Below are 15,624 nucleotides of genomic sequence, written 5' to 3'. Positions count from 1 at the left end.
AAAGCCCCTTTAGGGGTAGCCAGTAAAAATATGCGGTTGGCAAACCGTTCGACGTGCGAGTAGCACAGCCAGTAACAGAGCCTTATAGGCGTAGAGCAAACCACCCGTTTTACGGGTGGTCCTGATTTTAGTATTTAATTTGAAAGTTTCATGTTAATACTGTATTATGAATAATGAAATAATTTACTAAAGGAGTGTAACTTATGGATTATAAGGTAAAAATTAAAGAAAGATTAGGTAAGTTATTATTTTTAGAAATGAATAAAGATGGATTTAAAGAAAATATAGGAATACCATCATATGTAACTTTTAAAAATAAAGATTTATATTTGCCAATAAGTTCTGAATATATTAGTTCTAATATAAATGATGAAATTAAAATTAAAAATCTTCCAATATATTATTTCATAGAAGGTATGTTTATTGCTATAGGAAGTGATGAAAAATTAAGATTCAATGATGATTATGAACTTATATTAGATTATATAAAGGATACTGAAACTTGTATAAAGTCACTTATAAGCAAGAGAATAGAAGAGAAGAGATACTTAGATGCATATCTTTTATTAAAAGGATATTATACATATTCTAAAGATTTAGAAGTTATGAAAAAAATATTACTTGTAGGGGAAACTATTAAGGAGGAAGAAAGCAGCTTTAAGGATATATTACTTGAGGATATAGATTATTGTATATCAAATAACTTAAAAATAGCTGAGCCATATTTATATAAAGCTATAGTTTTAAAAGATGAAGGTGATTTTAAAGGCGCTAAGGTTGCTATAAATGAGTATTTCAATAATGGGGGAAAAGTAACACCAGAGATTGAAATAATAAATAATGATATAAATAATATATCAGATTATGAAAATGCTATAGAGCTATTAGCTGAAGATCCAGCAAAAAGTATTGAAATATTACTTAGACTAGGTGAAGAGTTTGAAGAAAATCCACTTATTTATTATTATTTAGGAATAGCTTTTAGAAAATTAGAGAATTATCATAAGGCTATTTATTATTTAAAAGAAAGTGTAAAAAGAGAAAGTGGAATACTTGAGGTTATAGTTGAGCTGGGATTAAACTATGCATGTATTGGTGAATTTGAAGAAGCAATCAAATACTTCAAAAAAGCATTTGAAGCATCAAGAGATGTAGAGATATGTACTAATATTATAATGTGTTATTTAAATATTAATGATTTAGAAAATGCTAAATTACATTTAGATATAGCAAAAAATTTAAATCCTGAAGATGAAATAGTTAAACAATTAGATACTATGATAAATAAGGGATAATGAAGGAAGAGTTTATATGGGGAAAAAAGAGAAATTCAAAAGTATAGATATATTAGGATATAATATATTTTCTGAAGATATAGAAAAGTGTGTTAAGACAGTATTTTCTTATGATAAGGTTCATATAGTATCTGGAAATCCAGAAGTTTTATATACAGGATTAAATAATAAGGAGTTATTTGATAATTTTACATCAAAATCTTCTTTAATAATACCTGATGGTGTTGGGACGCAAATTAGTGGTAAAATTTTAAAAACACCTGTACAAGAGAAAATTGCTGGAATTGAGCTTATGAAAAAGATAATTGATGAATGTGAAAAGACCGGAGAAGGTATTTACTTATTAGGAGCAAGTGAAGAAAATTTAAAGGCTTGTGTTGCTAATATAATAAGAGATTATCCTAAAATTAATATTGTTGGGTATCATAATGGATTTTTTGATTTAGAAGATTCAAAAGAAATATTAGAAGAAATAAAAAATAAAAAGCCTCTAGCATTATTTGTTGCAATGGGATGTCCAAGGCAAGAAAAATTTATTGTAAAGTATATGGATCAGCTTCCATGTAAGATATATATGGGAGTTGGAGGAAGTTTTGATGTAATTGCTGAAAAGGTAAATAGAGCTCCAAGATGGATGATTAATATAGGAATGGAATGGGCTTATAGAGTTGCCAAAGAACCTTGGAGAATTAAAAGGCTTGGAAGTATTCCTAAGTTTATATGGACTGTTGCAAAGAGTAGAGGTAATAAATAATGAAAGGTAACAAAATATTTAAAGCAGCTTTTTTAGTTATGATAATTAGCATCCTAAGCAGATTTTTAGGATTGTTTAGGGATATGCTAGTTGGATATCAGTTTGGTGCTAGTATTTATACAGATGCTTATAAAGCAGCGGTATCTGTGCCAGAAACTGTTTTTACTATTGTAGGTCTTGCTATATCAACAGTGTTTATTCCGATGCTTAGTAAAGTTAAGTATGATAAAAATAAAGATGAAATGTTTAAATTTTCTAATAATATTATTTCTATATTATTAGTTATTTCAATAGTTATTTTTGCTTTAGGTTTCATATTTACAAATGAAATAGTTGCTTTTATGTTTGACGGATTTAGTAAAGAAAAGTTTACTCTTACAGTTTTTTTAACAAGAATAACTTTATTTAATCTTTTATTTCTATCGATAAATGCATGTTATACCGCAATGCTACAAGTATGTGAAGATTTTGTTGTTCCTTCGATTTTAGGTATGTTCTTTAATGCACCAATGATAATTTACCTATTATTCTTTAATGATATTAGTATTGTTGGTTTAACAATTGCAAATGTAATTGGGAACTTTTTAAGAGTTGCAGTTCAAGTTCCAGTCTTATATAAGCATGGATATAGATTTAAATTATTTATTAATCTAAAAGATGAGAGAATAAAGAAAATATTAATATTAATTATACCAGTAATCATTGGTTCAGGTGCAAACTCATTAAATATGGTAGTTGATATGAAAGTAGCATCTTCATTAGGAGATGGAGCTGTTAGTGGTTTAGATTTTGCACAAAAGATAATAGTTTTTGCTAATACTGCAATAACAACATCTATTGTAACAGTTATGTATCCTCTTATGGCAAATAAATTGAATGAAGGGGATAATGAAGGTTTTTCAATGTATTTAACAAAGTCTATTTCTATAATTGCTTTATTGTTAGTACCTATTTCTATCGGATTTATATTATTGAATAAGGAAATTATAAGTGCTTTTTATGAGAGGGGTAAGTTTAATGATGTAGCTGTAGGAATTACAGCAAGTGCATTTTTAGGATATTCTTTAGTACTTCCATTTACAGGAGTAAGAGATATTTTAAATTCATCATTATTTTCAATGCAAAAAACTAAAGTAACAACAATCAATGGAATAATTGGTGTAGTTGTAAATGTTATTTTGAGTATTAGTTTATCAAAGATATTTGGTATATTTGGTGTAGCAATAGCCTCTACAATAGCATCAATGATAACAGCAGTATTATTATTTATTTCTACTAGAAAGTTTGTTGGGGATTTTGATGTTTTTCCTATGATAATAAAATTATTTAAAATATCATTATCGGCAATAGTAATGCTTCTTGCACTTACATTATTAAATAATAAGATTAATTTAAACAATGCAATATTAACTATTTTACTTAATGGTGTAGTAGGAGCTATTATTTATTTCATAGCGTGTAAAATATTAAAAGTTGAAGAATTTAATGAAGTAATAGATATGATAAAAAACAAAGTATCTAAAAGAGGGATTTAGGAGGAAAATATGAAAATATTATTTATAGCGTGCTATTCACCATTAATTAATAATTCAGCATCTATTGAAACTTTACAATACTTAAATAATTTAGCTAAGATTGATGGAAATGAAGTTCATCTTTTAACTGTAAATTTTCCTAAAAACTCAATTTATTATGATGAGTATATTTTAAGTATGTTAGATAAAAAAGTTAAAATGCATATAATTTCTGGTGGAAAAATATTTGAAAAAATAATGCCTAAGAAATCTCTTAATACAGAAGTAACCGATGTATCTAAAATTAATAAAAGCTTTATAAGAACGTTGCTTAAAAAAGGTAAGTCAATTATAGCCGTGCCAGATATGTATTTAAATTGGGCTAAGTCTGCAAGTAAATATGGTATTGAATTAGCAAAAAGAGAAAAATTTGATGTTATGTTTTCAATGCATGAGCCACCATCAAGTCATATTTGTGCTCTTAAGATTAAGGAAGAATTTAGAGATTTACCATGGGTTACTTATTGGAGTGATCCATGGCTTAAAGATTCAACTAGAGCTAATATAAGTAAAGCAAGAAGGAAATTTGAAGGTTCATTTGAAAAGAAAATTGTTGAGCTTAGTGATAGATTCATTTTTGTAACTAAGGCAAATAGAGATGACTATATAAAATCATATAATATTCCTGTGGAGAAAACTTTTATAGTAACAAGAGGTTATGATGAAAAGCAATATAGTGAAATTAAAAAATCCTCTAAGCCAATTCTTATAAATAAAGATAAAATTAATTTTGTTTATGCTGGAGAAATTTTCTCGAAACTTAGAGATGTTAATCCTTTTATAGGGGCATTAAATGATATTAAAGATAAGAATGTTGAGCTATATAATAAATTAAATGTTATGTTCTTTGGGAATATAGATGATGAAGATATAAAAAATAAGCTAATGCAAGTTGAAAATGTTAATGTTTCACCTAGAATTCCTTATGATGAAGCGTTAGGATATATGCTTAATAGTGAAGTATTATTATTATTTGGAAATAAAAACTCAAAACAAATTCCAGCTAAAATATATGATTATTTTGGAGCAGATGGTCTTATTTTTGTTATTCTTGGAGATGAAAATGATCCTATAAGGGATGTGGTGGAAAATAAGAAAAAATGTATTGTTGTAAATAATAATACTCATGAGATTGTAAATGGAATTAATAAAATAGTTTCTATGCTTGAAAATAATGAGAAGTATGGACCTATTGAAGAATATAAATGGCAATACATTTCTAAAAGACTTAACGATATTTTAAAGGGGTAATTATTATGCACGTAATGTTTATACCTTCTTGGTATGATAATAATAGAAATAAAGTTCATGGTAGTTTTTTTAGAGAACAAGCAACAAAACTTCAAGAAAGTGGAGTAAAGGTTACAGTTGCATATAATGAAATTTGGCCATTAACATTAATGGGAAAAGTAAAAGAGAAAAGTGGTTTATCTTTTAATGTTGAAAAAGGATTAAGAACTTACAGATATAAAAATTATAATTTTATACCTAAGCATCCATTAATGTTTAATATTTTTGATAAAAGAATGGAAAAATTATATAAGGAAGTTGTAAAAAAGGAAGGGAAAGTTGATGTTATACATGCACAATCATCACTGTGGGGTGGAATAAGTGCGGCTTATGTAGCAAAAAAATATAATATTCCTTTAGTTATTACGGAACATTCTTCTGTAAAAAGAGGCCAATATGTTAGAGAAAGTTATTATAAGAGAATAGTTAATTCTTATAAAAGTGCAGATGCTATAATAGCAGTTGGAAATGGACTTAAAAAAGAAATAGAAGAATTAACAAATAGAAAAGATATAAAAGTTATAGGTAACTTAGTTGATTTATCTCTTTTTGATATAAGGGATATTAAAAAAGAAAGTGATGAATTTATATTCTTTAGTGTTGCTTTTTTAGAGGGAGAAAAAGGATTTGATACTTTAATTAAAGCATTCTCAAAGAAATTTAAAAATGAAAAGGTAAGATTAGTTATTGGTGGAGATGGAAGCCAAAGAGAATGGCTAGAAGGTATAGCTAAAAGTGAAGGTATAGAAAATCAAGTGACATTTACAGGAGCATTATCTAGAGAAGAGGTATCAAGCTGGATGAATAAGTGCGATGTTTTTGTTTTGCCTTCAAGATACGAAACCTTTGGAGTGGTATATATAGAGGCTTTGGCTAGTGGTAAGCCTGTAATAGGAACATTTAATGGTGGTGCAGAGGATATAGTAAGTAAAGATGTTGGAATATTAGTTGAGATAGATAATATAAAAGAGCTAAGTGAAACTATGGAATATATGAGAAAAAATAATAAGAAATACGAACCGGATAAATTAAGAAAATATTGTACTGAGAAGTTTAGTGCAAATGTAATAATAAAAAAAATAATAAATGTCTATAAAGAAGTAATAAAATAAAGGGGTGCTAGAATGAATTTTAAAGAATATTCAATAGATAAGTTTTTATATGAACTAAAGACTGATTTGCCATCACCAGGAGGTGGAAGTACTGCTGCATTAGTTTCTGCTTTGGCAGGAGCATTAAATTCTATGGTATACTCGTTCACTGTAGATAAAAAATCTTTTGAAAAGCTAGATGATAATAATAAAGAAAAAATGATAAACTTAAAAGAAAAATGTGAAGAGTTTATAAGCAAAAGTATTTATTATATGGAAGCTGACAGAGATACTTTTACAGCATTAATGGATACATTTAAATTGCCAAAGGATACTGATGAAGAAAAAAGATATAGATCACAAATGATTAAAGAAAAAACAATAGCAGCAATGGAATCACCATTAAATTTGGCTAAGGATTCTTTAGAGTTTTATGATAATATAGATTTTGCAATTGAGTTTGGAAATAAAAATTTAACTTCAGATGCTATAGTTGCAGCAATACTTTTACATAGTGCTATAGAAAGTGCTATAGTAAATGCCCTTGTTAATTTTAATAGTTTAGGAAATAAAGAAGGGTATGAAAATATACCTAATAAGTGCAAGGAAATAATAGAATCATCACTTATTAGAAAGACAGAGATAGTAAAATCTTTTGGAATATAAAAGATAAAAGTCATAATAAATAAGTTTTTTACACCTTATTTATTATGACTTTTTTTATTTGAAATACTTAGGATTTATACATTAAAATAAATTATTGATAGTCTGGAAGTTCATCAAGTGATTTGAATTCATAGCCATCAGCTTTAATTTGTTGTATTACAGTTTTTAAAACAGCTGTATTAGTTTTAGAAACTGCATGTATAAGCATTATACAACCAGGATGAACACCATTTGTAATCTTTTTAATCGCTTCTTCTTCGCTAGGTTGATTATCTATAATCCAATCTTTATATGCAAAGCTCCAAAAAATTGTTTTATAACCTAAATCTTTAGTTTTCTTTAGAGAGTTTATTGAATATTTTCCCATAGGCGGTCTAAAGAATTTAGGCATGTCTGAGCCAACAATTTCTTTATATGCTTCTTCTACATCAGTGAATTCAGCTTTGAATTTTTCAGGGTCTGTAACAGTTGCCATTGATGGATGATGATTAGAATGGTTACAAACTAAATGACCTTCATCAGCCATTCTCTTAATAATTTCTGGATTATCAACAATATAAGGCTTTACTACAAAAAAAGCTGCTGGAACTTTTTCATCACGTAAAACATCTAATATTTTTGGCGTATAACCATTTTCATATCCTTCATCAAAGGTTAAATAAATGGCTTTTTCATTAGTATCACCTAAATAATAAGCATCATATTTAGATAAAAGTCCTGTAGCCTCTTTAGGGCATTCTGGTAAAGTGTCTTTACCTCTATTTACAAAGTACCAATTTAATTCTGAATCGTCTGAAGCCAAAGTTATAGAGTGGCCAAAGGCAATTGTAGAGAAGCAGCTTATTGATAAAATTAAAGCTAGCATGAAAACAAACAACTTATTTTTTCTCATTCTAAATCCTCCCTTTCATAAGTTATATTAATATGTTTTGTATATGGAGAGATATTACACGTGGAAAAAAGAGGGGATTTATATAAAAATATTGAATAAAAGTAAAAAGAAAATATTGACAAATAAAAAATACAGGAATATACTGGTAAAAGAATAAATTATTTAGGAGGTAGGAACATGTTAAATATTAAATTTAGAAATTATAAAGAAAATAGAATAAATAAGAATAACCCTATCTCTATAGTTTTATATAGTTAAAAATAGTTTGTATAAAATTAAATAAAATTTTTACTTAGTAAATAGAGGTCGTGGTTATTAGCCATGGCCTTTTTATATATTTTTATGAAAGTATATTTAATTATATTATTATGATAAAAAGCCATGGTATATCCATGGCTTTTTTTATTATAAAAGGAGGTAAAAGTATGAAAAATGGAGATCTAAAAGGTGGCTAACAATTAAATTTTAAACTAAAGGGGGAGTCAGTAATGACTAAAGTATTTAAGTACGTATTAAAGTATAAGGGAACATTGATTTTTGGAACTATATCTATGCTTATTGTTATTGGTGTTGATTTATTAATTCCGTATATGCAACAAATATTTATAGATGATGGAATTATTGCGGGAAATGAAAAAAGCATATTTTTTGTTCTAGGGGCTATATTAGTTATTTCAGTAATTAAAGCAATATTTGGGTATAATAAAGAGTTTAAATATGACCTGTTGAGTACTTGGGTCCATCAGGATATTAAAAATGATCTTTTTACTCATATTCAAAAATTGGAATTTAAATATTTTGATGAAATGAATACTGGAGAGCTGATGTCAAGAATTGGAGAAGATGCAGAAAATATATGGCAAACTATTGGTTATGGACTAAGGCTTTTTGTTGAAAATATAATTTATTTTGTTATATCAACAATAATCTTATTTTCTCTAAACTGGAAATTAGCTTTAGCATGTTTTATAGTTATGATTCCAATAGGATTTATTGCAGTACAGCTTGAAAAGAAATTTGGTAAATGTTATGGAGAAATAAGTGACAAGACAGCTGAGATAAACACTACTGCACAAGAGGATATAGCTGGTATAAGACTTGTTAAAGCTTTTTCAAGAGAAAAGTATGAAATAAGCAAATTTTTAAAATTAAATAAATCTTACTATGATTTAAATATGAATCAAGCAAAAATAATAGGAAATTATTTTCCTAAAATAGAGTTCTTAACTAACATTTCATTAGTAATAATGATAGTTTTAGGTGGATATTTAGTTATGAATGAGGATATGACTGTTGGAGTTTTAGTAGCTTTTAGTGGATATATATGGAATCTTATATGGCCAATGAGAATGCTTGGAGAACTTACAGATTTAATTTCAAGGAATTTAGCTTCTGCTAAAAAGATATTTGCAATTATAGAAAGGGAGCCTGAAATAAAAAGCGGTTCATCAAATGATATAAAAATTAAAGGTGATATTAAATTTGAAAATGTTAGTTTTAGTTATAATGATGAATTAGTATTGAAAAATATTAATTTAGATATTAAAGCAGGAAGTACTGTAGCTATAATGGGAACTACTGGTTCCGGAAAATCAACTTTATTAAACCTTATAGGAAGATATTATGATGTAAAAGAAGGTAGTATAAAAGTTGATGATATAGATGTTAAAAATTATAATTTAGAGGTTTTAAGAAGTAGTATGGCGATTGTACCACAAGATACTTTCTTATTTTCAGATTCTATTTTAAATAATATAAAGTTTAGTAATGAAAATGCAGATATAGATGAAGTGAAAAAATACTCTAAATTATCATGTTCTTTAAATTTTATAGAAGATTTAGATGAAGGTTTTAATACTGAAATAGGAGAAAGAGGAATAGGGCTTTCAGGAGGTCAAAAACAAAGAATATCTATTTCTAGAGCTTTAATAAGAAATTCTTCAATCTTGATTTTGGATGATTCAACTTCAGCTTTAGATATGGAGACAGAACAAGAGCTATTAAAGAATTTATCTGGTATGGAAAAACAAAGTACAACTTTTATAGTTGCTCATAGAATTTCAGCAGTTAAAAATTCAGATTTAATAGTTTACTTGGAGAATGGTGAAATAAAAGAAAAAGGAACTCATGAAGAGTTGTTAGGATTAAAAGGTGCTTACTATGATATTTATTGTGAGCAGTTTAAAGATTTTAATGCTTTAGAAAAGGAGGTTATATAAGATGCAGAATAATATAAATAAAGATGAAGAAGTTATGAGACGTAGTAAAAGCGAAATAACAATTAAGTTATTAACTTATCTTAAGCCATATAAATTAAAATCTTTTTTAGTAGTTCTATTAATGATATTTGTGATGGTCTGTGAAATAGTAAATCCTTTATTATTGAAGATAGCTATAGATGATTATGTAGGTAGTAGAAATGTTAATGGTTTGATAGTAATAGGAGTTTCCTTATTATCATTAAATTTAGTAGCTTGGGGATTATCAAAAATAAGATGGAATATGATAACTAGTATAACTAATAACATTTTAGTTAATATAAGACATGAGTTATATAGCCATATTCAATATTTATCCTTTGATTTTTTTGATAATAGACCTGTAGGGAAAATACTTGCAAGGGTTGTTGGAGATGTTAATGCTTTGAAAAATTTATTTTCTCAAGCAATACAATCTTTTATTCCGCAAATAATTAATTTGTTTTGTGTTGCGATAATAATGTTTGTGCTTAATATTAAATTAGCTTTAGCGTCAATAGCACTGCTTCCTTTATTAGGATTTGCAATGTTTTGGATAGAGATTTATTCGAGAAGAAGATGGGAGATTTATAGAAATAAACGTTCTAATTTAAATGGTTTTACTCATGAAGATTTTTCAGGAATAAAAGTTGTACAGGGGTTTGCTAGAGAAAAAGGAACAGAAAATAATTTTAAAGATATGGTAGGAGAATTAAGTAATTCATTTGTAAAAGCAGTAAGGCTAAATGATTGTTTCTGGCCATTAGTAGAATTATCTTGGGGTATAGGAACTCTTGTGGTTTTTGCTGTAGGATACTTTTTAATAAAAAGTGGTGAAATAGAAATAGGTACATTAATAGCATTTTCAATGTATGTTGGTATGTTCTGGAGGCCTATTATGAATCTTTCAAGTTTTTATAATACTTTAATTACAAATTTTTCAGCAGCAGATAGAATATTTGACATATTAGATGTAGAACCTGTTATAAAAAATTCTTTAAATGCCAAGCCAATTGGGAAGATTGAAGGTAATGTAGAATTTAAAAATGTTACTTTTTCTTATGATGATGAAAATGAAGTCTTGAAAAATGTAAGTTTTAAAGTTTCAAAAGGGGAGAAAATTGCTTTAGTAGGAGCTACAGGAGCTGGTAAGAGTACTATAGTTTCATTGTTAAGTAGATTTTATGATCCAACTAAAGGGAAAATTTTAGTAGATGGAAAAGATATTAAAAATGTTGACTTAGAAAGTTTGAGGAGCCAAATGGGAATTATGCTTCAGGATACATTTTTATTTTCAGATTCAATTATGGAAAATATAAGATATGGAAGGCTTGATGCTACTGATGAAGAAGTAATTAATGCAGCTAAAGCTGTAAATGCGCATAATTTTATCATGGAGTTAGAAAAAGGATATAATACTGAAGTTAATGAAAGGGGATCAAGATTATCTTTAGGGCAAAGACAACTTATATCTTTTGCAAGAGCACTTCTTGCTAATCCAAGAATATTAATTTTAGATGAAGCAACTTCTAATATTGATACGCAGACAGAAAAGCTAGTTCAAGAAGGGATAGAAAGGATCCTTCATGGAAGAACTTCCTTTGTAGTTGCTCATAGACTTTCTACTATTAGAGATTGTGATAAGATTATGGTTATAAATAATGGTGAAATTGAAGAGGTTGGAAATCATGAAGAGCTTTTAAAGAAAAAGGGAAGTTATTATGAATTGTATATGGCACAATACAACTTCTTAAGTGAAGGAGCTTAGTAATTAAGTAATTTAATGTAGTTTCAGTAATTAAATTTAAGTAAGGATTTGTTAAAAGTGAGAAGTTAAGAGTGTAACTTTAGTATTGTATTCTTAGCTTTTCACTTAAACTAAAGAGTTTAAATTAAGGAGGTATAGAATATGGATATACCAGATAATATAAAGAGGATTATAGATAATAAAAGGTTAGTAAAGAAATATGGAGGATAGAAATGATTAATTATAAGGAATTTGATTCATCAAAAATAGAAGAGGTAAAAATGATTTATAAAAAGGAATCATGGAATGCTTATTTGAAGGATGATGATAAATTAATAAGATCATTTAATAATTCATTATATATTTTAGGTGCTTTTGATGAAGAAAAATTAGTTGGATTTATAAGGTGTGTTGGGGATGGAGAACATATTTTAATGGTGCAAGATTTAATCGTAATGCAAGAGTATCAAAAGAAGGGAATAGGAACACATTTGTTTAAGAGAATTATGGACAAGTATTCAAAAGTAAGAATGTTTATGGTAATTACAGATATAGAAGATGTAGTTGATAATAAATTTTATAAATCTTTTAAGCTTGAAAAATTAGAAGATATGAATATGATTGGATATGTAAGATAGTATAATATTTTAGATGATATAAATTCATAATTTTTTGGGAGATAGTGGATTTAATAATATAGGGGATCAAAAAAATGAATATAAATTTTAGAGAAATAGATAAAACAAATTACAATGAATGTGTCAAGCTGACAGTAGGAAAACATCAGAAACACTATGTAGCTAGCAATATTTTTTCATTAGTACAAGCTGCTTATGAAGAAGAATTATATCCATTAGGGATATATAATGGTGATGAAATGGTAGGATTTTTATTATATGATTATGATAAAGAATTAGAAGGATGGTCGTTTTCGAGATTTATGATTGATATTAATCATCAAAATAAAGGCTATGGAACCATAGCACTAAAAAAATTCTTAGAATTTTTTCATGATAAGTTACCTAATAAAAATTTATATACAAGTGTAGAAATAGATAATAAAATAGCTATTAAAATGTATGAGAGCTTTGGATTTAAAAAGTTAAATTCATTTGAATATAAAATAGAAGAAAAAATATATAGAGAATTTAGAATGATTAAAGAAAAGTGGTAGCGATAGTATTTTAATTGTTTTTAAAAACTATGGAGAATAAAAGAATATTTTATCGTTGAAATTAAATTAGTTCTAGAGTATAATCTTAGAAGTATTAGTAACGGATGAAAGGAATGTTATATAGATGAGATTAGGGATTGTAGGACTACCAAACGTAGGAAAAAGTACATTATTTAATGCTATAACAAAGGCAGGGGCAGAATCAGCAAACTACCCATTCTGTACAATAGAACCAAACGTTGGTGTTGTTAGCGTACCAGATAAGAGATTAGACGTATTAGAAAAAATGTATGGTACAAAGAGAAAAGTTTATACTGCTGTAGAATTTTATGATATTGCAGGATTAGTTAAAGGAGCTTCAAAAGGTGAAGGATTAGGAAATAAATTCTTATCACATATCAGAGAAGTTGAAGCCATAGTACATGCAGTTAGATGTTTTGAAGATGAAAATGTAGTTCATGTTGAAGGTTCAGTAGACCCGATTAGAGATATAGAAACAATTAATTTAGAGCTTATATTTGCAGATTTAGAAGTTTTAGAAAGAAGAATGGAAAAGGGAGTAAAACTTGCTAGATCAGGAGATAAAAAAGCTAAAGCAGAATATGAAATAATGGAAAAGGTTAAAGCTCATTTAGAAGCTAATAGACCAATTAGAACATTAGAGTTAAATGAAGATGAAGAAGCTTTTGTTAAATCTTTATTTATGATAACTTCTAAACCAGTATTATATTCTTGTAATATATCAGAAGATGACATGATGAGTGGAAATCTTGAAAATAAATATGTTAAGATGGTTAAAGAATATGCAGCAAATGAAAATTCAGGAGTAGTTGTTGTGTGTGCTAAACTTGAAGAAGAGTTATCTGGATTAGATGAAGAAGAAAAAGCTGAGATGTTAGAAGAGTATGGAATAGAAGAATCTGGATTAGGTAAATTAATAAGAGCATCTTATAAATTATTAGGATTAATAAGTTATTTAACAGCTGGTGTTCAAGAAGTTAGAGCTTGGACTATAAAAGAGGGAACTAAAGCTCCAGCAGCAGCAGGTAAAATTCACTCTGATATAGAAAGAGGATTTATAAGAGCAGAAGTTGTATCATATGATGATTTAGTTGAATGTGGTTCAGAAGCAGCAGCTAAAGAAAAAGGATTATACAGACTTGAAGGTAAAGAATACGTAATGAAAGATGGAGATGTAGTAAACTTCAGATTTAATGTATAATAGATATTTATTAAAATAGGAACTGTTAAAACAGTTCCTATTTTTATGAAAAAAACATACAATAAATAAAGAGAAAAAAAGACTAATATCGCAAGTAATTTCCGGAAAATGTAATAAATGCAAAAATTGGCATTGCTTATACTTAAGAATAGAAGAAACTATTAATTTTCCTATATTTGTCATAAGAAAAAAATACTATTTTAAGTAAATATATCTTGAAGGAAAGCGAATAATTTTATAGAATATATATAGTGGTGTAAAGTGGTTAAAAGTGGTTTAGTATGGCTTGATGGAGGTGCAAAATGTTTATTGGCGAATATTCACATAGCTTGGATAGCAAAAATAGAATGATTGTACCCGTAAAGTTAAGAGATGAACTAGGAGAAAGGTTCGTAATTACTAAAGGACTTGATGGATGTCTTTACGCTTATCCGGAGAAGGAATGGAAAATACTTGAGGAAAAACTTAAAAAGTTACCACTCACTAATAAAGAGGCGAGAGCATTTGTAAGATTTTTCTTTTCAGGTGCATGTGAAGTGGAAATCGATAAACAAGGAAGAGGATTAATTCCATTAAACCTAAAAGAATATGCAGGGATAGAAAAGGATATAGTAAGTATAGGAGCCTTAACCAAAGTAGAAATATGGAGTAAGGAAAAATGGCAAGAGTATAATGAATTAAATATAGATTTTAATTCAATTGCTGAAAAAATGGGCGATTTAGGAATATAAGGAGTTAGAAAGAATGGAATTTAATCACGTATCAGTTTTACTGAATGAATGTTTAGAAGCACTTAGTATTAAAGAAAATGGTATTTATGTTGATTGTACATTAGGAGGAGCTGGCCATTCATCTGAAATTGTTAAAAGATTATCTGGTGAAGGAAGGCTTATAGGTATAGATCAAGATAAAGATGCATTAAGAGCAGCAGGCAAAAGGTTACAGAACTATTCAAATGTTACTTTTGTACATAACAATTTTCACAATATAGGAGCAATCTTAGAAGAGCTTGAAATCGAAAAAGTTGATGGTATTCTAATGGATTTAGGAGTTTCCTCTTATCAATTAGATGAAGGTGAAAGAGGCTTTAGTTATATGAAAGATGCACCTTTAGATATGAGAATGAATAGAGAAAATAGTTTTTCTGCCTATGAAGTTGTTAATGACTATAGTGAAGAAGAATTATATAGAATCATAAGAGATTATGGTGAAGAGAAGTTTGCTAAGAGAATAGCTAATTTTATTGTAACTAGAAGAAGTGAAAAAAATATAGAAACTACATTAGAGCTAGTAGAAATAATAAAAGATGCAATTCCAGCAAAGGCTAGAAGAGAAGGACCTCACCCAGCAAAAAGAACTTTCCAAGCTATTAGAATTGAGGTAAATAGTGAATTATCAATTCTGAATAAGGCTATAGAAGATGGTGTTAATAAACTAAGTAAAGGCGGAAGAATGGCTATAATTACTTTCCATTCTCTAGAGGATAGGATAGTTAAAAATAAGTTTAGAGATTTAGCCGTGTCTTGTAGATGTCCAAAGGAGTTTCCAATTTGTGTTTGTGGAGAGAAAGCAAAGGTAAAAGTTATAACAAGAAAAGCAATAGACCCTTCAAAGGAAGAGGTTGAAGTAAATCCAAGAAGTAGAAGTGCAAAATTAAGAGTAGTAGAAAAGATATAAATATT

Annotated in this window: 14 protein-coding genes; 13 read left to right on the top strand and 1 reads right to left on the bottom strand. The window is 27.7% G+C overall.

Annotated features, from left to right (window positions below; genetic code table 11):
• The first annotated feature begins 203 nt into the window (after nt 1–203).
• Genes EJJ37_RS16485 through EJJ37_RS16460 form a run of 6 tightly spaced genes read left to right on the top strand, consistent with a single transcriptional unit; the run spans nt 204 to nt 6,670 of the window.
• Nucleotides 204–1,295 carry a tetratricopeptide repeat protein gene (locus tag EJJ37_RS16485; protein ID WP_133016581.1) on the top strand — a complete coding sequence of 364 codons (1,092 nt, stop codon included), beginning with the start codon at nt 204–206 and terminating at the stop codon, nt 1,293–1,295.
• Nucleotides 1,296–1,311: 16 nt separating this feature from the next.
• Nucleotides 1,312–2,049 (top strand): WecB/TagA/CpsF family glycosyltransferase, encoded by a 738-nt coding sequence (locus EJJ37_RS16480; protein ID WP_133016580.1) that lies wholly within the window; start codon nt 1,312–1,314, stop codon nt 2,047–2,049.
• Complete coding sequence (gene murJ, locus EJJ37_RS16475; RefSeq protein ID WP_193553939.1) at nt 2,049–3,584, top strand: murein biosynthesis integral membrane protein MurJ; 1,536 nt, start codon at nt 2,049–2,051, stop codon at nt 3,582–3,584. Before EJJ37_RS16480 ends, murJ begins: the two co-directional genes overlap by 1 nt.
• A gap of 9 nt (nt 3,585–3,593) precedes the next feature.
• Nucleotides 3,594–4,874: a glycosyltransferase gene (locus EJJ37_RS16470; RefSeq protein WP_133016578.1), complete on the top strand. Its 1,281-nt coding sequence runs from the start codon at nt 3,594–3,596 to the stop codon at nt 4,872–4,874.
• A gap of 5 nt (nt 4,875–4,879) precedes the next feature.
• A complete protein-coding gene (locus EJJ37_RS16465; protein ID WP_133016577.1) occupies nt 4,880–6,025 on the top strand; it encodes a glycosyltransferase in 1,146 nt (381 codons plus the stop codon).
• A gap of 12 nt (nt 6,026–6,037) precedes the next feature.
• The gene (locus EJJ37_RS16460) at nt 6,038–6,670 is read left to right on the top strand and encodes a cyclodeaminase/cyclohydrolase family protein (protein WP_133016576.1); all 633 of its coding nucleotides are present in this window, start codon (nt 6,038–6,040) and stop codon (nt 6,668–6,670) included.
• Between the two features lie 91 nt (nt 6,671–6,761).
• Here the strand turns inward: EJJ37_RS16460 and pdaA are convergent, their stop codons facing one another.
• Nucleotides 6,762–7,562: a delta-lactam-biosynthetic de-N-acetylase gene (pdaA, locus tag EJJ37_RS16455; protein ID WP_133016575.1), complete on the bottom strand. Its 801-nt coding sequence runs from the start codon at nt 7,560–7,562 to the stop codon at nt 6,762–6,764.
• 488 nt (nt 7,563–8,050) lie between these two features.
• Between pdaA and EJJ37_RS16450 the strand changes: the two genes are divergently transcribed.
• The 7 genes from EJJ37_RS16450 (at nt 8,051) to rsmH (ending at nt 15,619) form a co-directional block, all read left to right on the top strand.
• Nucleotides 8,051–9,781, top strand: a complete 1,731-nt coding sequence (locus tag EJJ37_RS16450) for an ABC transporter ATP-binding protein (RefSeq protein WP_133016574.1) — start codon at nt 8,051–8,053, stop codon at nt 9,779–9,781.
• A gap of 34 nt (nt 9,782–9,815) precedes the next feature.
• Entirely contained in the window at nt 9,816–11,567 is a 1,752-nt protein-coding gene (locus tag EJJ37_RS16445; protein WP_420808548.1) for an ABC transporter ATP-binding protein, read from the top strand.
• Between the two features lie 212 nt (nt 11,568–11,779).
• On the top strand, nt 11,780–12,184 hold the full coding sequence (locus tag EJJ37_RS16440; RefSeq protein WP_204596863.1) for a GNAT family N-acetyltransferase: 405 nt from the start codon (nt 11,780–11,782) through the stop codon (nt 12,182–12,184).
• 74 nt (nt 12,185–12,258) lie between these two features.
• The gene (locus EJJ37_RS16435; RefSeq protein ID WP_133016572.1) at nt 12,259–12,720 is read left to right on the top strand and encodes a GNAT family N-acetyltransferase; all 462 of its coding nucleotides are present in this window, start codon (nt 12,259–12,261) and stop codon (nt 12,718–12,720) included.
• Between the two features lie 124 nt (nt 12,721–12,844).
• A complete protein-coding gene (ychF, locus tag EJJ37_RS16430) occupies nt 12,845–13,942 on the top strand; it encodes a redox-regulated ATPase YchF (protein WP_133016571.1) in 1,098 nt (365 codons plus the stop codon).
• A 302-nt stretch (nt 13,943–14,244) separates the two neighbouring features.
• Entirely contained in the window at nt 14,245–14,673 is a 429-nt protein-coding gene (mraZ, locus tag EJJ37_RS16425; RefSeq protein WP_133016570.1) for a division/cell wall cluster transcriptional repressor MraZ, read from the top strand.
• A gap of 13 nt (nt 14,674–14,686) precedes the next feature.
• A complete protein-coding gene (rsmH, locus tag EJJ37_RS16420; protein WP_133016569.1) occupies nt 14,687–15,619 on the top strand; it encodes a 16S rRNA (cytosine(1402)-N(4))-methyltransferase RsmH in 933 nt (310 codons plus the stop codon).
• The last annotated feature ends 5 nt before the right edge of the window (nt 15,620–15,624 follow it).

It is taken from the genome of Clostridium cuniculi (assembly GCF_004353185.1).
In the GTDB taxonomy this organism is placed as follows: Bacteria; Bacillota; Clostridia; order Clostridiales; family Clostridiaceae; genus Clostridium; species Clostridium cuniculi.
The sequence above is the reverse complement of the archived record's forward strand: the minus strand, read 5'-3'. Positions and strand labels throughout refer to the sequence as shown.